The sequence below is a fragment of the Maribacter orientalis genome (assembly GCF_900109345.1).
Lineage (GTDB): Bacteria > Bacteroidota > Bacteroidia > Flavobacteriales > Flavobacteriaceae > Maribacter > Maribacter orientalis.
In genome coordinates this window covers 786210-811900 of record NZ_FNZN01000001.1, presented here as the reverse complement: position 1 = coordinate 811900, position 25691 = coordinate 786210, and the positions used below count along the sequence as shown (strand labels likewise).

The 25691-nt window shown below is 34.8% G+C and carries 27 protein-coding genes; 18 read left to right on the top strand and 9 right to left on the bottom strand.

The window, feature by feature from the left end; translation table 11 throughout:
• Positions 1 to 72 precede the first annotated feature (72 nt).
• Both BMY56_RS03595 and BMY56_RS03590 read left to right on the top strand, forming a co-directional pair.
• Positions 73 to 972, top strand: coding sequence for a sugar phosphate isomerase/epimerase family protein (locus tag BMY56_RS03595; RefSeq protein ID WP_218144544.1), 900 nt, complete (start codon positions 73 to 75; stop codon positions 970 to 972).
• A gap of 3 nt (positions 973 to 975) precedes the next feature.
• Positions 976 to 1824, top strand: a complete 849-nt coding sequence (locus BMY56_RS03590) for an aminotransferase class IV (protein ID WP_091619946.1) — start codon at positions 976 to 978, stop codon at positions 1822 to 1824.
• Here BMY56_RS03590 and BMY56_RS03585 read toward each other — a convergent pair.
• Positions 1821 to 2678, bottom strand: a complete 858-nt coding sequence (locus tag BMY56_RS03585; protein WP_091619944.1) for a hypothetical protein — start codon at positions 2676 to 2678, stop codon at positions 1821 to 1823. The genes BMY56_RS03590 and BMY56_RS03585 overlap by 4 nt on opposite strands.
• Before the next feature lie 73 nt (positions 2679 to 2751).
• Positions 2752 to 2919, bottom strand: coding sequence for a Lacal_2735 family protein (locus BMY56_RS18465; RefSeq protein WP_143057774.1), 168 nt, complete (start codon positions 2917 to 2919; stop codon positions 2752 to 2754).
• A gap of 150 nt (positions 2920 to 3069) precedes the next feature.
• Between BMY56_RS18465 and BMY56_RS03580 the strand changes: the two genes are divergently transcribed.
• The 10 genes from BMY56_RS03580 to BMY56_RS03535 all read left to right on the top strand — a co-directional run bounded on the left by BMY56_RS03580 (position 3070) and on the right by BMY56_RS03535 (position 13327).
• Positions 3070 to 4380, top strand: a complete 1311-nt coding sequence (locus BMY56_RS03580; protein ID WP_091619941.1) for a prolyl oligopeptidase family serine peptidase — start codon at positions 3070 to 3072, stop codon at positions 4378 to 4380.
• Between the two features lie 144 nt (positions 4381 to 4524).
• Positions 4525 to 4716, top strand: coding sequence for a cold-shock protein (locus tag BMY56_RS03575; RefSeq protein WP_027067037.1), 192 nt, complete (start codon positions 4525 to 4527; stop codon positions 4714 to 4716).
• Between the two features lie 122 nt (positions 4717 to 4838).
• On the top strand, positions 4839 to 5288 hold the full coding sequence (locus BMY56_RS03570; protein WP_091619939.1) for a KTSC domain-containing protein: 450 nt from the start codon (positions 4839 to 4841) through the stop codon (positions 5286 to 5288).
• Between the two features lie 34 nt (positions 5289 to 5322).
• On the top strand, positions 5323 to 6624 hold the full coding sequence (locus BMY56_RS03565) for a DEAD/DEAH box helicase (protein ID WP_091619936.1): 1302 nt from the start codon (positions 5323 to 5325) through the stop codon (positions 6622 to 6624).
• 35 nt (positions 6625 to 6659) lie between these two features.
• Positions 6660 to 8210, top strand: coding sequence for an SDR family NAD(P)-dependent oxidoreductase (locus BMY56_RS03560; RefSeq protein WP_091619935.1), 1551 nt, complete (start codon positions 6660 to 6662; stop codon positions 8208 to 8210).
• Positions 8211 to 8405: 195 nt separating this feature from the next.
• Complete coding sequence (locus BMY56_RS03555; protein ID WP_091619932.1) at positions 8406 to 11405, top strand: WD40/YVTN/BNR-like repeat-containing protein; 3000 nt, start codon at positions 8406 to 8408, stop codon at positions 11403 to 11405.
• A gap of 161 nt (positions 11406 to 11566) precedes the next feature.
• Positions 11567 to 11860, top strand: coding sequence for a hypothetical protein (locus BMY56_RS03550; protein WP_091619930.1), 294 nt, complete (start codon positions 11567 to 11569; stop codon positions 11858 to 11860).
• Between the two features lie 3 nt (positions 11861 to 11863).
• Positions 11864 to 12040 (top strand): TolC family protein, encoded by a 177-nt coding sequence (locus BMY56_RS19115; RefSeq protein ID WP_091619927.1) that lies wholly within the window; start codon positions 11864 to 11866, stop codon positions 12038 to 12040.
• On the top strand, positions 12034 to 12405 hold the full coding sequence (locus BMY56_RS03540) for a LytR/AlgR family response regulator transcription factor (protein WP_245737127.1): 372 nt from the start codon (positions 12034 to 12036) through the stop codon (positions 12403 to 12405). The genes BMY56_RS19115 and BMY56_RS03540 overlap by 7 nt, the downstream gene beginning before the upstream one ends.
• A gap of 91 nt (positions 12406 to 12496) precedes the next feature.
• Complete coding sequence (locus BMY56_RS03535) at positions 12497 to 13327, top strand: 3-keto-disaccharide hydrolase (RefSeq protein ID WP_091619924.1); 831 nt, start codon at positions 12497 to 12499, stop codon at positions 13325 to 13327.
• A 24-nt stretch (positions 13328 to 13351) separates the two neighbouring features.
• Here the strand turns inward: BMY56_RS03535 and BMY56_RS03530 are convergent, their stop codons facing one another.
• The 3 genes from BMY56_RS03530 to BMY56_RS03520 form a co-directional block, all read right to left on the bottom strand.
• Positions 13352 to 14458 carry a Gfo/Idh/MocA family protein gene (locus tag BMY56_RS03530; protein ID WP_091619919.1) on the bottom strand — a complete coding sequence of 369 codons (1107 nt, stop codon included), beginning with the start codon at positions 14456 to 14458 and terminating at the stop codon, positions 13352 to 13354.
• Positions 14459 to 14567: 109 nt separating this feature from the next.
• Positions 14568 to 15398, bottom strand: a complete 831-nt coding sequence (locus tag BMY56_RS03525) for a hypothetical protein (protein ID WP_091619916.1) — start codon at positions 15396 to 15398, stop codon at positions 14568 to 14570.
• Positions 15399 to 16205 carry a phytanoyl-CoA dioxygenase family protein gene (locus BMY56_RS03520; RefSeq protein ID WP_091619913.1) on the bottom strand — a complete coding sequence of 269 codons (807 nt, stop codon included), beginning with the start codon at positions 16203 to 16205 and terminating at the stop codon, positions 15399 to 15401.
• A gap of 130 nt (positions 16206 to 16335) precedes the next feature.
• On the opposite strand from BMY56_RS03520, the gene BMY56_RS03515 reads away from it, so the two are divergent.
• Positions 16336 to 17169, top strand: coding sequence for an AraC family transcriptional regulator (locus BMY56_RS03515; RefSeq protein WP_091619911.1), 834 nt, complete (start codon positions 16336 to 16338; stop codon positions 17167 to 17169).
• Here BMY56_RS03515 and BMY56_RS03510 read toward each other — a convergent pair.
• Entirely contained in the window at positions 17166 to 17729 is a 564-nt protein-coding gene (locus BMY56_RS03510) for a DUF4494 domain-containing protein (RefSeq protein WP_091619908.1), read from the bottom strand. The genes BMY56_RS03515 and BMY56_RS03510 overlap by 4 nt on opposite strands.
• 195 nt (positions 17730 to 17924) lie before the next feature.
• Positions 17925 to 18695: a DUF481 domain-containing protein gene (locus BMY56_RS03505; protein WP_091619906.1), complete on the bottom strand. Its 771-nt coding sequence runs from the start codon at positions 18693 to 18695 to the stop codon at positions 17925 to 17927.
• A 403-nt stretch (positions 18696 to 19098) separates the two neighbouring features.
• On the opposite strand from BMY56_RS03505, the gene BMY56_RS03500 reads away from it, so the two are divergent.
• The 5 genes from BMY56_RS03500 (at position 19099) to BMY56_RS03480 (ending at position 23420) form a co-directional block, all read left to right on the top strand.
• Positions 19099 to 20169, top strand: coding sequence for a nickel-binding protein (locus BMY56_RS03500; protein WP_091619904.1), 1071 nt, complete (start codon positions 19099 to 19101; stop codon positions 20167 to 20169).
• A 120-nt stretch (positions 20170 to 20289) separates the two neighbouring features.
• A complete protein-coding gene (gene mddA, locus BMY56_RS03495) occupies positions 20290 to 21030 on the top strand; it encodes a methanethiol S-methyltransferase (RefSeq protein ID WP_091619902.1) in 741 nt (246 codons plus the stop codon).
• Positions 21031 to 21051: 21 nt separating this feature from the next.
• Entirely contained in the window at positions 21052 to 21426 is a 375-nt protein-coding gene (locus BMY56_RS03490) for a group I truncated hemoglobin (RefSeq protein ID WP_091619899.1), read from the top strand.
• 37 nt (positions 21427 to 21463) lie between these two features.
• On the top strand, positions 21464 to 22855 hold the full coding sequence (locus BMY56_RS03485) for an FAD-binding oxidoreductase (protein ID WP_091619897.1): 1392 nt from the start codon (positions 21464 to 21466) through the stop codon (positions 22853 to 22855).
• Positions 22856 to 22877: 22 nt separating this feature from the next.
• Complete coding sequence (locus BMY56_RS03480; RefSeq protein ID WP_218144543.1) at positions 22878 to 23420, top strand: dihydrofolate reductase family protein; 543 nt, start codon at positions 22878 to 22880, stop codon at positions 23418 to 23420.
• A gap of 69 nt (positions 23421 to 23489) precedes the next feature.
• Here the strand turns inward: BMY56_RS03480 and BMY56_RS03475 are convergent, their stop codons facing one another.
• Positions 23490 to 24167: a type 1 glutamine amidotransferase domain-containing protein gene (locus tag BMY56_RS03475; RefSeq protein ID WP_091619891.1), complete on the bottom strand. Its 678-nt coding sequence runs from the start codon at positions 24165 to 24167 to the stop codon at positions 23490 to 23492.
• 36 nt (positions 24168 to 24203) lie between these two features.
• Entirely contained in the window at positions 24204 to 25202 is a 999-nt protein-coding gene (locus BMY56_RS03470) for an NADP-dependent oxidoreductase (RefSeq protein WP_091619888.1), read from the bottom strand.
• Positions 25203 to 25691: the final 489 nt, after the last annotated feature.

Below are 25691 nucleotides of genomic sequence, written 5' to 3'. Positions count from 1 at the left end.
TGTAAACACATTAGTTCAGTTTCCAAACCGTATATTTATAATTCATAAATATCAATTCAATCTCTAAGAATCATGTTTAATTCAACTACGCGTAGAACGTTTCTAAAACAGACCGGTGTACTTTCTGTAAGTTCAATGTTACCCTTGTCGGTGTTACCTCTAGATTCTCGATTTAAAATGGGTTTACAGTTATTCACTATACGTGATGCCATGGCTAAAGATCCAATAGAGAGCATTAAATATGCTAGAAGCTTAGGGTATGAAGATGGAGAAATTTATGGTTATGATGGAGAAAATGATACGTATTACGGAATTAAATCAAAGGAATTTAAAAAGAACTTGATTGATTTAGATTTTACCATTTCAAGCGGACATTATGATTTTTCAAGTCGATTTAATGAACCTATGGAAAATCTTGAGCGCTATGTTGATCAATGTATTAAAGGATCTCATAATATCGATAGCAATTATATTACATGGCCATGGTTAGCGCCAGAATTTCGTGATATTGAAAATTTCAAAATATTAACCGATAAACTGAACAAAATAGGGGAACAGGTGACCAATGCCGGACTAGAATTTGCGTATCATAATCATGATTTTGAATTTACTGACCACAATGGAGAACAAGGCTATGATATTATTCTAGCAGGTACTGACCCCAGCTTGGTGAAATTACAAATGGATATGTATTGGGTTAAACATTCTTCTAAAAAAAGTCCGAGTGAGTTAATTGCTGATAACCCTGGGCGTTTTGTTATGTGGCATATAAAAGACATGGACAAAGTTACCCGAGATTATTCTGAAATGGGTAATGGATCTATCGATTATAAGACTTTATTATCTACAATCGAGAAAGAAGATTTGCAATACTATTATATTGAGCAGGGTGGTAATTTTGCCGAGAATTCAATGAAGAGTATTACCGATAGTGCTGAATATTTTAAAAAGAATCTTCAAAGGTATTTATAAGCTATGAAGTACCCGGATAAGGTTTATTTAAATGGTAACATAGTACCTCCTGAAGATGCTAAAATCTCAGTTTTTGACCGTGGTTTTATTTTTGGTGATGGTATCTATGAAGTTATGGTACAAATTGACGGGAAATTCTTCTATGAAAAAGCTCACTTAAATCGCTTGCAAGAAGGGTTAAATAAGATAAATATCGCTTTTGATACAAGTAACCTACTAATTGAAATAGAAAAACTATTAAGTGTTGCCGAATTAACTGGTAAGGATTGTCTTCTATATATTCAAATAACGCGTGGTGTCGCACCTAGACAACATTCGTATCCATCAGATATAGTACCTACAATAATGATGTATGCCGTGCCTAAAGTTTTACCTAATATTAATTCTGTCAATGCAAAAGTTATAACAAGAGAAGATTTTAGATGGTCTCGTTGCGATATTAAGATGACGTCACTTTTAGGTAATGTTATGCTGAATGAAGAGGCTATGCAGCATCAATGTTTCGAAACTATTTTACATCGAGATGGTTTTTTCACCGAAGCTTCTCATTGTAATGTGTTCTTTGTGAAAAACGGAATTGTTTTAACTCATCCAGCCAATGAGCTAATTTTAGATGGTATAACTAGACAAGTAGTTTTTGAACTTTGTAAATCTCTCCATATAGAGATTCGAGAAACCCCAGTCTCAGTAAATGATATTTCTGAGATAGACGAAGCATTCCTAACAGGCACTAGTACCCAAATCGCATCTATTGAACAAATAGATAATCATATCCTTTATGAAGACAATAAAAAAGGTTCAGTAACTAAAAAATTGCAAGAGGCCTTTTTGAAGATTAAATCGCTTAATTAATCCACCTTAAAATAAGTAAAAAACTCATCTGTGTCTTTAATACTCATAAGGTTTAATATGTAGCAAACTTCAGATAAATCAGAAAAATCCAATCCTCCTTCGGCTACACTTTCATTTAAATATCTACCATCTTTTCCGTTATACTGATTTCCTAATCGCATAGCAGTATTCCATATTAGTGTTAAATGATTATCGTTCAATTTGCTGTCCCAATTTACGATTCCATCAGATTTTAAGCCAGGTGTACCATTACCAACTGCATTGCCATCAGCTATTTTGTGATAATCAGTAACTGATTGGGCATATTTAAGCTTGACTGGTTCAGTAACCGATTCATTCCAATCGCTATGCTGAACCACATGAATTTTTTCTTTTACATTCAAAGACGGATTCTCTTCCACTAATATCTGTACCCAATCTGCAGTAAAATCAGATTGACCTGCTTCAGCAACCCATACAGAACTACCGCTTTTAATCGTTTTTTCAACCTTTTTAACAACCTGTTTTATCGATTTATCTCTTTTATTATGAGCATCTGCCCAATTTTTACCGAAAGCCAATTTCATTAATTCATTGGGGGGTACATATAATCCTTCTTGTATACCATAAGTGCCTGCAATAGCGAAATAGTTCAAATCTTTATAATCTGGATGATGCAAAAGTGTAGCTAAACCAGCAGCTGTATGTAAATCATCAATATCGGTTTTACAGTCTAACTGAACCAATAATAAATCATTAGACATATTAAAATCAGTTTTTTGAGCGTATATAGTTATGTCTAACAGCAATATACCTATAACTGTTATAGCCTTGAATTTTTGAAAAAAACCTTTTAATATATATATTTCGAACATGCTCTTTTATTGGTAGTACTAAAATATCAAATAAATGTTTTCCAACATATGGATATGATAATAGGTAGCTAACTTACTTGTCCATAGCTTCTATTTGTTTCAAAATCTTATCTGCTTCCGCAGCCTTATCATCACTTTTTGAACGATTTTGAGTAGACCATTCATAAGATTCCTTTAGCAATTTTTCGTATTGTTCTTGTAGCTTTTCCTTTTGTGATTTCTTTTTAAATAGACCGAACATAGTTTTTATTTTCAAGTTACCACTTTATAAGATTTTAGAATCCATTTTAATTAAAAAAATAACAACTGTGATTAGAATATGAATTTTAATAGTCTTGATTTTATAGTAAAAACTAGTACCTTACTACCATCTCTTTAAATTTTTTATATCATGAAAAAAACGATACTACCATTACTCTTAATCCTACTAACATTACAGCAATTACCAATAAATGCTGCCGTTGCTAATGTTTCACAAGAATCTAGTTATATAGAAGGAAATTATGTCCTTATTATTGAAGGGTATGATTGGGGCCCAATGGTTAAAAAAGTTGTAATTCCAATGGCCGATGTTGTAACCGAGGTAAATGCATCCGATTTTAAGGTTGCCGTTATGCGTAGTAAAGAAGGTGTAGAAATGCAACCGTCAGAAGCACAAGGGGGCAGAGAAGTCTTATTTGCTTATATATCCGATGAGAAGGGAAATAGACTAATTGAAGGTAATCATGTTACCTTAGTATTATTAGTACACCCTAATAATCCACTAGATTCACCTATCAAATATGTTTTTAAAGAGGGTAGAGGTAGTAATCAATGGATTGATTATAGCATGAATATAACACATACTCCAACATCAAAGATTTGGGATACTGAAGCTGACCGCATATATTCAGATTTAGATCGGTTTGATTTAAAAGGAACCTATACAAGTGATGGAACAACTTTATCTTATGGTTCTTTTGAGCCTGAAGGCACACCAACTAAAAAACCACTAATTATTTGGTTACACGGTGGTGGTGAAGGTGGCACTGACCCTAGCATTGCCTTAATTGCAAATAAAGCCACCAATTACGCTACCGATGAAATACAATCCTATTTTGGTGGAGCTTATGTTTTGGCGCCACAAACACCTACTTTTTGGATGCAAAGCGAATCTGGAGATTATACTAGGGGAGATACCGATGATATTTATAACAAGGCTTTGTTTGACTTAATTGAAAGTTATGTAGCAAAACATCCAAAAATAGATGCTGATAGAATTTATATAGGTGGTTGTTCAAATGGTGGCTATATGAGTCTCAAATTAATACTAGAACATCCCAAATATTTTGCAGCGGGATATATTAGTGCCTTGGCGTATCAAAATCAATACATAACCGATGAACAAATAGAACGAATTAAAAATGTGCCGATATGGTTCATTCATTCCAAAGATGATACTACGACAGTACCAGAAGAGACTGTAGTGCCCTTATATAATAGGTTAATTGCTGCTGGTGCACCTAATGTACATTTTTCTTTTTATGAACATGTCGTTGATTTAACCGGTTTTTATGGTGGAAAGGATTATTATTTCCCAGGACATTGGTCTTGGATATATTCTCATGCAAACGATGCTAATTTTGATTTTAACAAAAAACCTGTTCTACTAAATGGTAGAGGAGTTACAATTATGGAGTGGTTAGCTGCTCAAAAGAGGTAAAACCCCCATGCATTTATCTTCAAAAGGGTAAAAACTCTTAAATGTTTGCCAAAAAATGTATTTAAATGCACTTAATGCTTTGTTTGTCAAGTTTTGGCGTCATCTTTGCCTACTAAATAGTATTATAAATTAAATTACATTACAATGAGTAAAGGAACAGTAAAATTTTTCAACGACACAAAAGGTTTCGGTTTTATCACTGAAGAAGGTGTTGAAAAAGACCACTTTGTGCACATTTCAGGTTTAATCGACGAAATTCGTGAAGGCGATGAAGTTGAATTCGAACTAAAAGAAGGTAACAAAGGATTAAACGCAGTGAACGTAAAAGTTATCTAAACATATATACTTTCAAGTTTAAGAAAAAAGCCCTTCCACAGTGAAGGGTTTTTTTATTACTCATTTTCAAGCTTCTAGGTCAAAATAAAGACGTAATTTTGCACCCGCAAAAAAGTCGTATTATGAAGCGTATCAACGAATACAAAAAACTCTTTGGAGTTGAAAAGGAAATTGAGCTTAAAACTCTAAAATCTACTTATAGAAATTTGGTAAAAGAATGGCATCCAGACAAGTTTCAAGAAGGAGATGAAAAACGTGAAGAGGCTGAAATAGAGAGTCGTCGTATCATTGACGGTTACCATTTTTTAGTAAGTATTGCTCCTGAAACTTTAGAGGCAAACAATGATGCTTACCAAGAAACCATAAATAATTCTGGTATTTCAGATTACCAACACAACGGTCTTGTATTAGAAATTACATTTTTAGATGGTTCTACTTATGAGTATTTCGGAGTTACTAAGCCAATATTTCAAAAGATGATCAACTCTAACAAGTTGAACAGATTTGCAAAAAGAAGCATCTATCCAAATTATATTTATAGAAAATCAAAAAGAGACCTTCAAGAGGCCTAGATTTTGATATAAAATAAAGAATCACAGATAACGTATGAAAAATCAAGAAGAGATTTTATCGAAATTGAATATTGATGCGTTGAATCCTATGCAAGAGGAGGCACTAACTGTGATTTCATCTACAGCCAACACAATTCTATTATCACCAACGGGTACTGGAAAAACGTTGGCTTTTTTACTTCCTGTCTTAGAGGCATTAGATCACGATAATCCTGAGGTTCAAGTACTTATTTTAGTGCCTTCGCGAGAATTGGCTATTCAAATAGAACAAGTTATTCGCAATATGGGGTCTGGTTTCAAGGTAAATGCCATTTATGGTGGTAGACCGATGTCTAAGGATAAGATTGAGCTAAAACACACTCCTGCAATTTTGGTAGGAACTCCTGGTAGAATTTTAGACCATTTTATTGCAGACCGATTTACGAAGGATTGTATTACTACTTTAATACTTGATGAGTTTGACAAATCGCTAGAAGTTGGTTTTGAAGAGGAAATGACTGAGATTCTTAGTGAATTGCCTAACCTTAAGAAACGCATATTAACCTCGGCAACCGAAGGCGTTAAAATCCCCAAGTTCGTTGGGATGGAAAACCCTAGGAGGATTAATTTTTTAAAGACAGCTGCACAGGCACAATTAACAATTAAGACAGTTGTATCGCCAGATAAGGACAAACTGAATACGTTAGTTCAGCTTCTAAAATTTATCGGCCAAGAACATGGTATTATCTTTTGTAATTATAAAGATAGTATTGAGCAAATTAGTACTTACTTAGATAAACATCGTTTACAGCATGAATGCTTTTCTGGTGGCATGGAACAAAAAGACCGAGAACGCGCACTCATAAAATTCAGAAATGGTAGTAGTAGAATATTAGTGGCCACCGATTTGGCTGCTAGGGGTATAGATATACCTGAATTAAAATTTATTATTCATTTTGAGCTACCACATCACGCAGAAGAATTTACGCATCGTAATGGTAGAACTGCTCGAGTAAATGCATCTGGTACCGCTTATGTTTTAAAATGGGAGAAAGAATCTTTGCCTGAATTTATCCCTCGATCTAAAGGAATAGATATTACCAAAAAGAAAGTTATTGGTGAACTGTATTGGGAAACATTGTTCATATCAGGAGGAAGAAAGGATAAAATATCAAAAGGGGATATTGCAGGACTTTTCTTTAAACAAGGCGGACTGAACCAAGACCAATTGGGCGATATTGAGCTAAAGCAAGATTGTGCTTTTGTTGCCGTTCCAAAAACCAAGGCAATTGAATTATCGACTCAGTTGAATAATTCGAGATTAAAAAAGAAAAAAGTGCGGATTGCCATACTTTAATCATTGTTAGTATTTTAGCGTTTTTATAGTTAAAAATGAAGGAGAAGCAACACGAAAACGAGTCTGATATCGATTTATCAGAGATTGAAAATTGTATTGAAATTTTAAATCGTTTAGTTACCGATACGAACCAAATTTTCGAAATTCCAGAAGATAGAAGAATAGCCCTTATTAAAGTAGCTGGTCAGCTATCGCGCCCTAACAAACAAGAATTTGCTAAAAGGGTAAAGGATGCTAAACGAAATGAAAAACGTAAGCAGGCTGTACGTGATAAGCATGCAAGAAAAGAAACGGGTATTAGAAGTGCTCGGGAAGCTCATGTTTTTGTAGCCCCAAAATTATTACCAGCTGCAGAATTAGAAAGCAAAGATTTACCAGAACTTACTACACCTCGTAATTGCTATGTATGTAAGACTGAGTTTACTAAACTTCATCATTTTTATGATACCATGTGTTCCGATTGTGGCGATTTCAATTATGCTAAGCGATTTCAAAATGCCAATGTTAAAGGTCAAATCGCTGTTATTACTGGATCTAGATTAAAAATTGGTTACCATATTACTTTAATGCTTTTACGTGGTGGTGCTACTGTTATTGCAACCACACGTTTTCCTGTCGATTCTGCACTCCGCTTTTCTAAAGAAGAGGATTTTATGGAATGGGGTCATCGACTAAAAATTCACGGCCTAGATTTACGTCATATACCGAGTGTTGAAATTTTCTGCAATTTTATTGAGCAGCAATATGACAAGCTGGATATTTTAATTAATAATGCGGCACAAACCGTTCGTAGACCCGCAGGTTTTTACCATCATTTAATGGAGAATGAAGAACGCGAATTTTCTTCATTGCCCAAGTTTGCTCAAATGGTCTTAAGTGATCATGAAAGTTGTCTTGACGAATTAAAATCCTTTAGTACTAAAGCTTCCCCAAATCAAAATATGCCGGTTACTTGGCACGGACCAGAACCTGGTATCGGTTTACGTGCATCTGCCAAATTATCTCAAATACCCTATAGTTTTGATAATGCTTTGGTAGCTCAAGAGGTTTTTCCAACAGGAGAATTAGATGCAGATTTACAACAAGTAGATTTGCGTAAAACGAATAGCTGGCGATTAAAACTAGGCGAAATTGAAACCACTGAAATGATTGAGGTTCAATTGGTGAATTCTGTTGCACCCTTCGTTCTTTGTAATCGTTTGGCTGAACTCATGAAAAAAGAGAACACTGGTCAGAAGCATATTATCAATGTAACGGCGATGGAAGGTAAATTTCACCGTTTTTTCAAAGAATCGCGTCACCCACATACCAATATGGCTAAAGCAGCTTTAAATATGCTTACCCACACTGCTGCTGGTGAATTGGCAAAAGACGGAATTTTCATGAATGCTGTTGATACCGGTTGGGTTACCGATGAAGATCCTGCAGAACTTGCTAAAAAGAAACAGGAAGTCCACGATTTTCAACCACCATTAGATATTGTTGATGGAGCGGCAAGAGTGATGGACCCTTTATTTGATGGTATCAATACTGGTAAACATTGGTGTGGAAAATTCTTAAAAGATTATTTTCCTATTGATTGGTAAACATATTCAACCTTAATGCTAATACTATATTAGTGAATACGCATTACTATAATTAGGCTCAAATTGACCTTCTTTACTATAAATATGTAATCTATATTCGTTATTACAAGATAAGCGCAAAAATGCAGTGAAGGCTATGTTATAATTTTTGGTTTAACTAACTTTAGGTTTTGACCAATCAATTATAAGAAACCAATGAAGACAATATTCCGCAACCTAGCTTTTTCAGCTTGTTTTTTTATTTCAACAACACTTTTATCTCAAGATTTTTCAGTTTTTGAATACCGAACTATTGGCCCCTTAAGAGGTGGTCGTGTAACTACGGTAACAGGAACTCCAACTGAACCTGGCACTTTTTATTTAGGAGCTTCGGGTGCAGGTGTATGGAAAACGGAAGATTACGGAACCACTTGGAACAATGTTTCTGATGGTTTTTTCAGTACTCCATCAATTGGCGCAATCGAAATAGCATCCAATGATCCAAATATCGTTTATGTTGGAACTGGTTCAGACGGACTTCGTAGTAACATCATCAATGGTAAAGGAGTCTATAAATCAATAGATGCAGGAAAAACATGGACGCATATCGGTCTTGATAATGTCGGTCAAATAGGTGCCGTTGAAATAGACCCAACAAACAGTAATATTGTATGGGTAGCTGCAATTGGCAATGCTTTTAAAGCCAATGAAGAGCGTGGAGTATATAAAACCATTGATGGAGGTGTAACTTGGGAGAAGGTTCTATTTGTTTCAAACAAAACTGGCTTTGCAGATTTAGAACTATTACCTGGAAACCCAAATGTTGTTTTTGCAGCAGCTTGGAAAGCACAACGTACACCATGGACGATAGATTCAGGTGGTGAGAATAAAGATGGTGGCATTTACAAATCTGTCAATGCAGGAAAAGATTGGGTGAAACTTGAAAAAGGACTACCCCAAGGATTAATAGGGAAAATTGATTTAGGAGTTACAGCATCTGATTCGAAAATTTTATATGCTGTAATTGAAGCACCAGGTGACGAAGGCGGAGTATACAAATCTGTTGATCAAGGCAATTCATTTACGCAAACATCAAGCAAAAAAGGATTGACAAACAGACCATTTTATTATACAAATATTGAAGTAGATCCTACCAATGCTGATATTGTTTATTCAAATGCAAATCCTTTATTGAAATCTACGGATGGTGGAAAAACATGGAACGAAATGGATGTACCACATGGAGACAACCATGATATATGGATGAATCCTAATAATCCCGATTTATTAATACAGTGTAACGATGGTGGTGCCAATATTTCGCATAATGGAGGTGAAACTTGGTCTTCACAATTCAATCAACCTACCGCAGAAATTTATCAAGTCGCGGTTGATGACCAATATCCTTATTGGGTATATGGTGCACAACAAGACAACACAACGATAGCTATTCCTAGTTCATCACCAAGTGCCACTTCAGCTCAGGGTACACAGGTAATGATAGATGTTGGTGGCTGTGAAACAGGACCAGCAATACCTAAGCCCGGTGACCATAATACGGTATACAACAATTGTAAAGGGCGGTTTAGTGTTTACAGTAAGCTTACAGGTAGCAATCGTGAATATTCTATTGGGGCCTCTAACATTTATGGACATAACCCAAAAGACTTAAAGTATAGGTTTCAACGAGTTGCACCGGTTCACGTATCTCCCCATGACCCAGACGTGGTTTATATGGGATCTCAGTATGTACATAAAACCAGAAATAATGGCGAAATTTGGGAAACCATATCGCCAGACTTAACAGCCTTTGAATCAGATAAGCAAGTAATCTCTGGAGATATAATTACACGTGATATTACCGGTGAAGAATACTATAGTACTTTATACTCGATTAGAGAATCTAAAATTCAAAAAGACTTAATATGGACAGGCTCTAATGACGGAGTTATTTCAATCACTAAAGATGGTGGCCAAAATTGGGAAAATGTAACACCCAAAAAGTTACCCAAAGGAGGTAGAGTAGAGTCGATAGAACCATCTCAATTTAATGCTGCTATCGCTTACATTTCTGTCGATAGACACTTATTAGGGGATACTACACCTTATTTCTACAAAACTGAAGATTTCGGAAAAAGTTGGAAACTATTAAGTACCGCAACAAACGGAATTCCTTCAGATTATACCAGTAAAGTATTAAGAGAAGACCCCGAAACCGCTGGATTGCTATATGCCGGAACAGAATACGGAATGTTCGTTTCTTTTGATGATGGTGAAAATTGGAAGATATTTCAACAAAACTTACCAGTAACTCCAATAACTGATATTATTATAAACCGAGGCGATTTGGTGTTGAGTACCATGGGACGTGGTTTTTGGATTTTAGACAATATTACATCATTAAGAAACCCTGATATAGTTTCATTAAATGATAAGGTTGTATTGTTTAAGCCAGATAATACGATTAGGTATAACACACCTAGAGCATCTGGTGATTTTCCAAATTACCCATCAACCAGTGCCATTATCGATTATTACCTTCCAAAGGACTATAAGAAAGATGTAGAATTAGAAATTTTAAATTCAAATAATGAATCAATCGTAACAATACTTAGTGATTCTACCTTATTAAAATCTACTTCAGAAGAAGTCGAAGATATGGGTTTAAGTATGACCTTTTCATACAATGACCCTAAACTGGAAACAAAAAAAGGATTAAATCGATTCCATTGGGACTTAAACCAAAAAGGTGCATGGAGCGATAAGAAATCTCGTAGTTATAAAAACGGTCCAATGGTACCACCAGGTTTATATACTGTGAAACTTACCGCAGGCAATGAAACTGCGGAGCAATCATTTGAAGTTCTTATCGATCCTCGTTTAGAATCGGAAGGGGTTACAAGCACAACCATTAAAGAGCAATTGATTTTGGAAAATGAAGTTTTAGATTTATTGACAGAGGCTAGAAAATTACAAGCATCTTTAGAATCTGATATCAAGAAAGCTCAAGGTTCTAAAAAATCGGATTTAGAGTCACTTTTAAAAGCACTTAAAAATGATGATGGTGCATATCCGCAGCAAATGCTTGTAGCCCAAATTGCTTATTTATCGTACATAGTAGGTGGTGCTGATAAAAAACCAGGTCAAGAAGAAATTGAACGTTTAAAAGAGCTTAAAGTTCAATTAAATGAAATCAAGCAAAAAACCAATGGTTAATAGTTGGGCAAGTTGATATACTATTATTTCAACTTGCCTTAAAAATCTCGTCGATAAAACTACCCTTTGTGTATAGATATAATTAGCAGACTTCTTTTCTCTTTTAATATAGGTAGACAAAAAGTTTCACTTTTAATGTGTTAATTAAAAACACGCATTGAATGAAACTTTATATCCTAATCGTAAGCATATTATTTGCTCAGCTTGCTTTTACCTATGAGTTCGAAACAAAATCAGAAAGCAAAATATGGTCTTTACAAGATTGTATTAGCTATGCCATTGTAAATAATATTACGGTTAAGGGTACTAAATCAAACAAAGGTATTTCTGAAGTTGATTATAGAAGGTCAAAATCAGTAAAACTTCCTAATTTATTTGGTAGTGCTTCGCAAAATTTTTCTAATGACCCAATTACAAGTGACTATGAAACGGTCCAAATAGACAATACCAATTAGGGCATAAATAGTTCTTTGACTTTGTTTCAAGGAAATCAATTGAATAACCAAGTAAAACAAAATAAGCTACAACTTGAAGAAAACAGTTTATTAGTACAAGAAGCTAAGAATAGTATTGTCATTAACATTCTTGGATCCTATTTACAAACGCTATATAGCAAAGAAGCTATTCCTTGGTAAGAGGATATGATTTCACTACAGTTATATCTGAAGAAAAGGAGTTTCTTTTCGTAAAATCAGAATACAAACAGTTGCGAATTAAACTTGCAGATGTACTCTATTTTGAGGGATTAAAATACTACATGAAAATAGTGTTGAAAGACAACACTAAACCAATTTTGGCATTAATGAGCCTTAAAAGTTTGGAAGAAGAATTACCAGGCATACATTTTATGCGAGTGCATCGATCCTTTATTGTTTCCCTAAAATATATTGAAGTAGTTGAACGCAGTCAAATCATTATCAACAAGCAACTCATAACGGTCTCGGAACAATACAAACCCAGGTTTTTAGATTATATCAATGATAACTCACTTAATCCTTGAAAAATGATCTATAAGACTGACTACAAATAGTTTTTTATAATTCCCTTAATTTTTGTGTACATTAGGACTAACATTATAAATCTGTCCGAAAATGAATTCACGTACCCTAACCATAATGGTAATGAGCATTGTCATACTCGTAACCGTTGTATCCTGCGGAAATATAAAAGCAGTTAAAAGTGCAGATAATTCATCTGATGTGGTTACAGTTGACGATCAGCCAAAATGGACCTCTATTTTTAACGGAAGGGATTTAACAGGTTGGACGATAAAAATCAGAGGCTATCCCTTGGGTGAGAATTTCGGTAATACATTACGAGTTGAAGATAATATATTAAAAATACGATATGATGCCTATGGTCAAGATTTTAATGACCGTTTTGGTACGGTTTATTTTGATAAGTATTTGACTAACTATAGATTAAAGGTAGAATACAGATTTGTAGGTGAAACTGCTCCAGGAGCACCAACTTGGGGTTATCGCGATAGTGGTATTCAATTTTATGGACAACCCCCTGCTTCTCAAAAACTAGACGATGCCTTTCCCGTTTGTTTGGAATATAATTTTCATGGGGGTAATGGTACGGAAGACAGACCATTAGGTGCGGCCTGTACCAGCGGTATGTTTATAGAATACATGGGGGAAAGGAATACCACCACGTGTATCCCTGCAGAAGTAGGTAGAACCTTTCATGGCGACCAATGGGTCACGGCAGAAATTGAAGTGAAAAATGGTAAGATTACGCATTATGTAAATGGGGTAGAAATTCTAAGCTATGCCAATCCAACATACAATCCGGCGAATGAAACGGCAAAAATGCTGATGGATGGCGAGAATACCAAAGTAAAGGGCGGCTATGTTTCCTTACAGTCCAACAGCCACCCCATAGATTTTCGTAAAATTGAACTTCTAGAGTATTAAGCTTCCAGCAGTTCAATTATACTTTTATAATGTAACTTTCTGTCCGGTTTTAGCAGCTTTAAAGATTGCATCAATAATTTTCATATCCTTTACGCCTTCCTCGCCATCTACAGGAACAATGGGCTGTACCCCATCAAAAATGAGTGCGGCCATTCCATCCATTTGTAAGGTTTGGTGTGTAATGTGAGGTTGGGTCAAAGGACCTTTATGAGTTCTCCCTTCAATAGGTCCGTATCCGGTTGAGGGCTGCATTTCAACAAATCCCTTAGAACCAGTCATATAAAACCGGTCTAAATTATTCATACTATACGTAGAAAGGCAATTGGCCACAGCACCACTAGGGAAACCCATTTGAAATTGTATCGTCTCATCAATGCCTTCCTTAAATTTTATCGGATCAGTTTTTGTTTCCTGTGCGGTTACCCATACAGGTTCTTCGCCTAACATATATCTAGCTCCATTTATAGAATAAATACCAATATCCATCATGGCACCACCACCCGACAGTTCTTTGTTTAAACGCCATTGAGTTGGATCACCGATAGTAAAACCAGATTGTCCTTGAAAGAATTTAGGTTGCCCAAAATCCCCATCTTTACGCATTTGGATTACGGCAACGGTCTTGGGCTCAAAATGCATCCGGTACCCAATCAATAGCTTTACATTGGCCGCTTTACAGACGTCTACCATTTCTTGCCCTTCTTGGGCGTTGATACCCATCGGCTTTTCACTGATAACATGCTTACCTGCTTTGGCTACTCGAATAGTTTGGTCCTTATGCAATCCATTTGGGGTAATAATATATACGGCATCAATATCTGGATTATTTTTTATAGCATCAAAATTATCATAGTTATAGCAATTCTTTTCTGGAATATCATATTTCGATTGCCATTTTTTTATTTTGCTAGGTGTACCACTAATTACGCCTACTAATTTAGCACGTGTACATGATTGCATAGCCTCAGCAACACGTGTTCCATAGCTTCCTAAGCCCATGATGGCTACTTTTAAAATTGGTCCTTCATAAGGTTCTGAACTTGCAGCGAACAGTTGTGCAGGACTGTATAGTAAGGGCACACTGATAGCTGTAATCGAAAGTTTCTCTATAAATTCTCTTCTTGAAGACATAAGATTATGTATTAGGTTGATTTACTTATATATAAATATAGGTAAACTTGTTTTGAAATTCATGAATCCATTTTACCATATGTAATCTTGGCAATCCAACTTTGGCTTTTTAAAATTTCAATCGACTATCTATATAGGTTTTCATGGTTACATTCAATTCTTGTTGATTAGCCAGTGGCTCCTTACTAAATGGAGCTTGGGGCATATAAGGATAGGGTCCAAATTCAGGAGTAATAGAAAAAGTATCCAAAGCTAGATGCTCATTTATTACACGTTGCCACCAGTGAAGATATTGTTCTAAATAAATATTCCATTCTGGAGCAAAAGGATTGTTAACCTGTGGTGCCTGTTCAAAACCGACTCGTGCATGAATATGTTTAATATGTGGAATAATTTTTTCAAGGATATGTTCTTGGTCTTGTAGCATACTTTCTGACACCACGCACCAATGAGATAAATCTCCTACCAGTTGTAATTGTGGATATTTATCTAAGTAAGATAGGGTAGTGGCCGAATGATAAGTAAAGCGACCCCTATGAATTTCATGATAAACTGGAATATTGTTTTGCTTAGAAAAGCTTTCTATTGCCTCAATTACCAAGCAATTATCTTTAAATGAAAAGTGGTCTTTTCCGGTATGGGAATTAATAAAATTTGGATGGTAAGGCAACATACGTTCTAGCTCGGTCAATACATTAATAATATATGCTTCCACCGTTTCCAATTTTACTGGTAATACTTGCTGTAAAACGCATATAAAATTCGGATTTTGTTCTCGTGATTTTTCCAAACCTCTAAAAAATTCTTTTTCAAAGGTTTCATCTTTAGGAAGATTAATTTCAACTCCTTGAAAACCTTGAATCTTTACAAGTTCAAAAAAATCTAAAGCAGATAAATCATCACTTCCCCAATGCGGATATAAATAGTTAATTTTCTTCATTTAATATAGAACAGGGTTCAAGGGAGAATTAATGGTTTCGCCAATTTGCACACCAGGACACCAAGTATCCCAATCATTCTGTTGACCATCATTACTTGGCTCTTTTAACTTCATATCCTTATCCATATATATAATGGTCATAACTTTTCGCATTTTATTTGTGGTATTGGCACCCGCACGGTGAAATACCCAACCAGAATGAAAACTGACCTCACCAACTTCAAAAGGCTCTATTATATGTTTAAAATCGGTTACTTTCAATCTGTTTTGTATAGTTTTTTCACTTTCATCACTAATGGAAAGTTCTCTACCATCCATAATTTCATGACTTCCGGCACTAAATTCTAAAGGTCCCATTGTTAAAGGTGTTTCTTGTAAAGGTATCCAAGCGGTAATAGTTTTGTCGGTTTGCAATGGCCAATAATACTGATCGGCGTGCCAAGGAGTAATACCACCGCCTGCTTCCTTAAATAGGGCTTGATCATGGTATAATCGCACACCATCTACTTGCATTAGTTCTGTGGCAATCTGTGCCAATCTTTTGGAGAATATTAGTTTTTTTATCGTTTCGTCTTCTTTCCACAAATTGAATAACTGCACAAATGCTTTACCATAAGTATCTCTTTTTTCTAAAGGTTTTGGTTTTGCATTCATTTCTGTCACTTTTTTTGAAATAACATCATTAAAGATCGACAACGTTTGTGAATCAAAAACATCTTTCAATTTAATGTAACGGTATGTATGATAAAAATCAATTTGATCTTTGGTAAGGGTATATGGGATATCTAATAAATCGAGGTTTTTCATAACATATAATATTTAGAATTGTAAAATTAGGACGTTAACTTCTTTAAAAGTTTTTCGATTTTAACCAATACTATGCATATCTAAACACAATTTGGTTATATTATCTATTATTTGTGTTAATATAAGTTAGATGAAACCTGTTGTAGAGAAAATTGGATTACAAAAATCAAAAAGTTCTTTCAACTTCTTTAAACTTGAAGTAAACCATTTTAAACCGTATTGGCACTATCATCCTGAATTAGAACTAACCTTTATAACAAAAGGTAGAGGCACCCGTTTTGTAGGTAATAGTATTCTACCGTTTGCAGAAAATGATTTGGTCCTCTTAGGGGCTAATCTTCCTCATAATTATACATCCTTTAATCAAGGAGAAGAACATAGTCAAGAAGCGATTGTAATTCAATTTCCAGCCGATATTTTTAGCGCCTATAAAGAATGTGCACTATTACATGTACTATATAAAGAAGCGGAAAGAGGTATACATTTTCTAAATCCAGATAAAAAAACGCTACAGCTATTACATGATTTTGAAACAATGTTTAAGGCTGAACAATTGTCAGTATTGCTGCAATTATTACATCGGTTGCATATAGATGCTAATCGAAAATACCTCTCGTCGGTATCTTTTCATCATCAAATTGCAAATGCAAATACACAAAACAAGGTGAAATCAATTACTTGTTATATTCTTGAAAATTTGGATAAAAAGCTTACCGTGAAAAAAATGGCAGAGAGAGCTAATATGGTAGAACAGTCTTTTTGTAGATGGTTTAAAAAGACTGTAGGACATTCATTTGTCACATTTTTAAATCTATCTAGAATTGAACAGGCCTGTATATATTTATCAACTACAGATAAATATATACAGGCCATTGCTTTTGACTGTGGTTTTGAAAGTGTGTCTCATTTTAATCGTACTTTCAAAAAACTGAAAGGGAAAAGTCCGAGAGAATTTAGAGCTTAAGCTTCGACTTCGGCCTCAGTTTCAGCTTCAATAGGATCTTCCTCAATAACTTCTACCACTGCAGGTACGGAATCTTTCAAAGTATTAAATTTTTCTACGCGTGCCATATCATCTTCTTCACCAGAAAAATATGGAAATACATCCATAATTGGTGATTCTGAAATGGCTGGTACAGTATACTCACCCATGGTATCTTTCATAACACTTATGGTATTATCGTAAGCTTCTTTTACATCATTTGCCTGTATCAGCAAATACATATTTGTCTTACGTTCTTTACCGCTTTCTTCATCAAAGGCGATTAATGAAACTCTAGATTTAAACCAACGGTCAGAATTCTCAAATGGATGAATTTCTGCATAGTTAGCTACTTTAATATTCGTGATTTTAATTTCATCACTATCGCTTAAATAAGCCGACATTTCTTCGGTAATTCTACTTTCTGCCTCGGTATATGAAATTGCATCGACCAAAAAAGGTTCGGTCTTTACTTTCTGTGTACCAGAAGCTTCATCCAGTTTTCTATATTTTACTTTACACTCGTACCAAGTTGCACTCATATCATGTTATTTTTAGGGGTGGCAAATATAGGTTTTAGCCATAGTTCTTACGGTTAAAAAAGGGGATAGATATTCACAAAATTTCAATTATAAACATATATCTTTTAGCGTGAGGTAGTTAAGAATTCTTTGGGTAGTTTTCAGATATGAGATTAATTGATATCATTCCAAAATACCATAAAATTAATATGTAGATTACATTGTCAATGTAAATCCAAAGCTCAAGTTAGATGAGCGATCATTTTCTGCTGTGGGCGAAAAGCTACTATAGAAATAATTGTAGAGTGCAGATAAGCTAATAACTTTTGTAATTGGTAATTCGGTCTTTAACTGACATAATATGCGATGATTGGCAATGTATTTATAAAGCGGTTGAAAATATACTGTTCCCGTTATATCTAATCGTGTTTTTTTAAATGATTGATTTATGGAAAAATAACTACTGTTTCTGTGGTTATAAAAAAGCTCGTTGGTGATATCAATTTTTTCAATTTCGTACATATATGCATTTCCAAAATATGCCTTTGTAGTTTCAGTTGAAAGCAGTTTTAAACGAATACCGGCGCCAATTAAATTTCTACTGGTAATGGTCAATAATTTATTATCCTGATTTTGGATGAAGGCCTCTAATCGAAATAGTTCTGATAGTTTTTGATTGTAGCGTAAATGAAAGAACCATGAATTTTGAAAATCTTGGTCCTGACTTCGAATTAGATTATAGTTACCAATGAAAAAGTATATTTTTTTTAAATCTTTAGACTTCAATTGGGTGGTAATATTAGAACCTATTTGAAATATATAGTCTCCGTTATTATCTGTATAATTTGCCAAGACATCGCTTTTTAAAGCAAACCGTGTGGAATCTTTCTGCATTCTCTTCGATTCTATATTCACCAATTGTCCATATGAATTTTGGCCAATCGTTTGAAATAAGAAAAAGAAAACTAAGGTTCTGAAAATGCTCATTACAGGGTTTTATAACTAGCCGGCTAAGTTATTAAAACATTGTGAAAATAAGCTGTGAAATAGTTGAAGTATATGATGTTATTGAAGCCTAGAATAATTCTAGCTATACCTAATCAAAATATGCATTAGCTAACAGGAATGTTAATTACAACGAACCATATATTTCTACCTATTAATCTGTCATGTTTGTTTTATATCCATAAGCTTATCAAGCTAGAGAAATTTGCAAAAAATGGAAACGATTCAGGTTACCAAAATGAATAGTGAGGATTCTTTGACCCATTCAATGATCTATCACTCTTAAAAATTCAAAACATCTAATATTAATTACAAATAATTAATTCTTACATTTAACATGCTTCCCCTAGGTTTACACGAGTATTAACCTCATAAAACATACAACATGCCCATATATATGGATCGCCACGATGTGGCTGAGGAAGTAACCGCTAAGATTGTTGCTGAGATACATCTTGAAGATTTAAGAATTCAACATAAATATTGTTGCAAAGGACTTACATACTGGTACGATGATCAGCGTAAAACAGCCTTTTGCCTGGTTGAAGCACCTAATAAAGAAGCGATTACAGAAATGCACTCCGAAGCACACGGTGAGGTTCCCAATACAATAATTGAAGTTGATGCCAGTATTGTTGAGTCTTTTTTAGGTCGCATTGAAGACCCTAGCAAATCGCAGAAAAAGGAATTGAACATAATTAACAATCCTGCATTTCGTATTTTAACCATTATTAAATTTGTTGTGCATGGTATCGCTATTTCACCATCTAACAAATTGTTTGAAAAAATAAAGGTTATAATTGCCGACTACGAAGGCCGCCTCATAAATAATGATGACAAGTACCTTTTAATATCTAATACATCAACTACTAAGGCCATTAATGCCTCATTGGCAATTAAGAAGGCATTTGCAGTGTCTAAAGAAGACACTAAACAATTGAATATTGGTGTCAGTGCCGGTGTACCGGTAACCAAAGAGCATGGTTTTTTTGAGGAAACCATAAAAACTGCTATGCGATTGTCAAATATTTCTCGAGGACAAATCGTCATCACTTCTGAAGTAAAGGAATTATACGAAAGCGAAAATCAGAACTTACAATTATCTGATAAGGAAATAAAAACACTTCCATTTCAAGAAGAACAGTTTTTAAATAGTGTGATGAATTACTTAGATAGTGAATGGCAGAATCCTGATTTAGGTGTCGAGAAGTTTTGTTCCCATTTAGGTTTGAGCACTTCTCAATTGTATCGAAAAACGAAAAGTATATTACATACGTCCACAAATAATTTAATTCAAGAACACCGATTAGAAAACTCAATAAAGCTATTATATAAAAAAGAAAAATCTATATCTGAAATCGCTTATGAAACAGGCTTCAACAGTGCTGCCTATTTTACAAAGTGTTTTCATAAAATGTATGGAATTTCGCCATCTTCCTTTATTAAGAATACATAAGTAATTGAGATAAAAAGAAATACAGTCTGAACGAATTGTTATAGTGTTTGGTTGAAATGTAGAATTCATAATGAAAAAGCATGACTAGATTTGGTAGAGACAACCGAAACATTTCTAGTCATGAGAAAAATGATTCTACTCATTTACGGAATTCTGGCCTACATTATTTTTCTGATTGCCTTCCTTTATTCTATCGGCTTTGTCAATAACCTTTGGGTACCCAAAGGTATAGATATCGGTGTTGAAATAAATTTGATGACCGCGTTACTTTTTAATGTTGGGTTATTGAGCCTCTTTGCATTGCAACATAGTGTAATGACCAGACCGGCATTTAAAAAATGGTGGGGTCAGATAATAGGCAAGCCAGCAGAAAGAAGCACTTATATTTTATTGACCAGTTTGGCACTTTTGCTCCTTTTTTGGAAATGGCAACCTATGCCCACAACCGTTTGGACTATTGAGAACAATTCAATGGCAATAAGCGTACAGGTCATTTATTTTATTGGATGGTCTATTGTATTGCTCTCCACTTTTATGATCAGTCATTTTGAACTCTTTGGCCTGACTCAAATTGTAGACAATCTTAAAAATAGAGTTTCGAAATCTCCATCTTTCCAAATCAACTATTTCTACGGATTGGTTCGGCATCCAATAATGTTGGGTTTTTTAATCGCATTTTGGGCAACCCCAACCATGACAATAGGACACTTACTATTTGCTGCAGTGACTACTGTCTATATTCTGGTAGCAGTAAAGTTCTTAGAAGAAAGAGACCTCAAAAAAGCATTGGGTGAAACCTATATTAACTATCAAAAAAAGGAGTCGATGCTTATACCATTTACCAAATTATCAAAACAATAATCACTTTAAAACCCATATATTATGAATAAATCACTTTTTGAACGTCTAGGAGGAAGAGAAGGAATTTCCACTATTGTTGATAACACCGTTACTAACCATATGGAAAACCCTGCCGTTAAGGCTAGGTTCTTACCTTTAAAAGATCAACCGCAACGTCTGGCTATAATTAAAAGCCATACTATCGACTTTTTTAGTGCCGGTAGTGGCGGACCAGCAACTTATACTGGAAAGGATATGGTCACTGCCCATACAGGAATGAATATAAGTCCTGGAGAATATATGCACGTCATGGATGATATTTTCAAAGCCTTGGATCAAAACGGTATTGATGAGGAATCCAAAAAGGATGTCCTTGCTATATTATGGTCCTTAAAAGGAATGATGATATCAAAATAAACTCAGTACTACTATTACATAAAAACGGAACAAAACCATGAAAAACCTTCAACAACCTATCACAGAAAAGCTTATAGAAAGCCTACGAAAACAATTAAAAGGTACTCTCATTACACCTAACGACACTTCGTATGATGAAATACGAAAAGTATATAACGCTATGATTGATAAACATCCTGGCGCTATTGCTATGTGTTCCGATGTAAATGATGTTAAAGTAGCCGTTGACTTTGGTAGGAATAATAATTTTCTTGTTGCAATTAGAGGAGGAGGTCATAATGGTGGCGGACTAGGATTATGCGATGGCGGATTGGTCATTGATTTATCTGGGCTTAAGTATATTTCGGTAAATACTGAGAATAACACTGTAAAAGTTGGGGGCGGATGTATTTGGAATGAAGTGGATACAGCTACCCATGAGTATGGACTTGCCATACCTTCAGGGATGGTTTCAAGTACTGGTGTTGGCGGATTGACTCTTGGTGGCGGTGTTGGGTATCTAGCTCGCAAATACGGACTCACCATTGATAATCTCTTGGGAGCCGAAATGATTTTGGCAGATGGATCTATTGTTTCAGCTAATCAAAATAAGAATCCAGATTTGTTTTGGGCAATTCGTGGTGGAGGAGGAAACTTTGGTGTAGTTACCGAATTTACATTTCAAGCACATAAACTTAAAACAGTGTATGGTGGACCAACATTATGGCCCATTGAACAAGTAGAGGAAATTATGGAATGGTTCGATGGATTTATCCGAACAGCCTCTGATGATATTAATGGATTTATCGCAACAATGATTATCCCAGAATCACCATTTCCAGAACATTTACACAACAAAAAGTTCTGTGGTATTGTATGGTGTTATGTTGGTGATATGACGAAGGCAGAAGAAGCTTTCGTCCCAATTTTAGCGAAAAAACCAATATTCGCTCATGTTGGGGAAATGCCTTATCCTGCTATTCAGACCATGTTCGATGGCTTATTACCTACTGGTATGCAATGGTACTGGCGTGCCGATTTTTTTAATTCACTAAACGCAGATATACGGGCACAGCATTTAAAATTCGGTTCAGCGATACCGACCCCTTTATCTCAGATGCATTTATATCCAATTACGGGTGCAGCAAGTAGAGTAGGAGCAACTGACACACCATGGGCATACCGTGACGCAGAATATTGTGGCGTTTATATCGGTGTTGATCCCGACCCAAAGAATGCTGATAAAATTACAAAGTGGTGTAAAGGATATTATGAAGCTTTACATCCATATTCTGCTGGAGGGGCGTATTCTAATTTTATGATGGATGAAGGCCAAGAAAGGGTTCAAGCCAGTTATAAACAGAATTATACACGATTGGCATCCATAAAACATCAATATGATCCAACCAACTTTTTCAAAGTGAATCAAAATATAATTCCGAAATCATAACTTTAAGATATCTAAAACGGATATGATGATGAAAGTAGTGTATTATGTAGCTATTTCTATTGATGGCTTTATATGCGGACTCGATTCTGATATTAGCGAATTTGTGGGAGAAGGTAACGGCATTTCACAATACTTGGCCGATTTAAAGGAATTTGAAACCGTTATCATGGGTCGAAAAACGTATGAGTTTGGGTATGACTTCGGATTAAAACCAGGGCAACCTTCGTATCCTCATATGAATCATTATATATTTTCTAAGTCCTTGAGCTTTGAAAATAAAAATGAAAAAGTTCATGTACTTGCTGATTACGAAACCGAAACAATTCGAGAACTAAAAGAAACTTCTAAAACCGATATCTATTTATGCGGCGGAGGTATTTTTGCTAGTTGGCTTTTAGAGCATAAACTCATAGATGTGCTAAAAGTAAAATTGAATCCTTTACTACTGGGTGATGGTATTCGTTTATTCGGTAATTCAAAAGAAGGCTATTTACTGAATCTAACCGATACGCAATCTTATGACGGCGGTTTAGTATTCAATACTTACGACATTTTATATAATTAGCTTAAAGGTGTAAAAATAAGGCCAATAAACATGTGTTTACTGGCCTTTACAATTTTGAAAATTATCGTCTTACTTCAAAGCAGCTAATAACTTTTCAGCGACCAGTTCTGATGATGCTGGGTTTTGACCAGTAATTAAATTACCATCTTGAATTGCATAAGCAGCCCAATCTTCTTTCTTAGAGTAGATTCCACCATTTTCTTTCAACATATCTTCTACTAAAAACGGAACTACGTTGGTTAATTGAACAGCAGCTTCTTCCGTATTGGTAAAGCCTGTTACTTTCTTTCCTTTCACTAACGGATTACCATCTTTTCCCTTAACACCTTTTAGTGCTGCTGGAGCGTGACATACAAATGCTACAGGTTTCTCTTGAGCGTTAAATGTTTCAATCAATTTAATAGAAGTAGCATCGTTCGCTAAATCCCACAACGGTCCATGTCCACCAGGGTAGAACACTGCATCAAAATCTGAAGCATTGATGTTTGTTAAGACTTTTGTATTTGCAATAACATCTTGAGCTGCTTTATCGTCTTTATAACGTTTCGTATCTTTTGTTTGCGCATCTTCGGTATCACTACTAGGGTCAATGGGTGCTTGACCTCCTTTTGGTGTAGCCACTGTAATAGTTGCACCTTTGTCTAATAAAGTGTAATACGGAGCAGCGAACTCTTCAATCCAAAATCCTGTTTTCTTTCCTGTTTCTCCCAATGTATCATGAGAGGTCAATACAAATAATATTTTCATTTTCTATTTTTTTTTGATTTATAACTATTGGCTTTATTAAGCCTTAACTATCATTTTTCCATTATTTTTTCCTGCCATCATATCTAAAAATGCTTGGGGAGTATTTTCGAAACCTTCTACTATTGTTTCTTTGTAAGTCAATTTACCTTCACCCAACCAAGTAGCTAAATGCTTCATTGCTTCTGGGAACTTATCCGCATAATTTGAAACAATAAACCCTTGCATTAAGGCACTATTCTTTACTAAGAAAGGCTGTACGCTTAGACCTTTTGGTAATTCGGTGTTATTATAAACCGATATTGCACCACAAATAACCATTCTTGCGAATCTATTAATACTGAATAATACAGCATCAGAAATTGGACCGCTAACATTATCAAAATAGATATCTACACCATTGGGAGCTGCTTTTTGAATAGCAGACTTCATATCTTTGGTTGTTTTGTAATTGATACCGTGGTCAAAACCAAGTTCAGATGTCAGCATATTCACTTTCTCATCAGATCCAGCAATGCCTATAACATTAAGACCATGTATTTTACCTATCTGACCAACAACACTACCAACGGCGCCTGCAGCACCGGAAACAACTAAAGTTTCTCCTTTTTTTGGCTTCCCTATTTCATGAAGACCTAAAAAAGCGGTTAAGCCTGTCATACCTAAAATACCTAAATAGGCACTCAAAGGAGCTTTGTCTTTATCAACTTTCTGTAAACCTTCACCATTCGAAATTTGTTCAGTTTTCCAGGGTAGTAATCCTGCTACGAAATCTCCTTTTTTAAAATTTTCATTTTTAGAATCAACTACTTTTGCTATAATACCCGAACTAACAGGTTTTCCTACTTCAAAAGGTTCAACATAAGATTTAGCTTCACTCATTCGGCCACGTAAATAAGGATCTACAGAAATATATTCAGTTTCCAATAGAATTTCACCTTCAGATAATGTTACGTTATTTTCCTGCTCTTTAAATTCGAAATCTGCTAGGGTAGGTGTACCGATTGGACGTTGTTTTAAATTTATTGACTTACTCATTGCTAATATATTTACCTCATTAATAATTCATCGACTAAAGTTTGTTATAGTTAAAGAGTTAATCTTTACACTACGCAGTTAAACTCAAGCTTTCAGAGTTATTTCTAATTGTTATTCAAAGGTATCACAATAAAGAATGAATATTCATTTTTTAACATAGGTTTAATTAATTGAAAAAACTACTTTAAAATATAAAACAACATAAAGCGCATTAAATATTATTATGCTTTAACCTTTCCTTTTCCTCAGTTACCATTTTACCTCAATTACTAATAGAAATGTGTACGGGCACTAAATGTTTAGTAAAGTAGTTTATGCATATTCTACTTTTAACGGCGGCTTATATTATGACTTTGATGAAAGATTTTAAGCATTTATAACTGAATTTGATAGTTGCCCGATTGAAGGATTTCATCAAGAAAAAGCTGAAGCATTATTAAAAGAAAAATTTGCCGTAGATACTGATAAATGTGGGTTATCATTTATAGT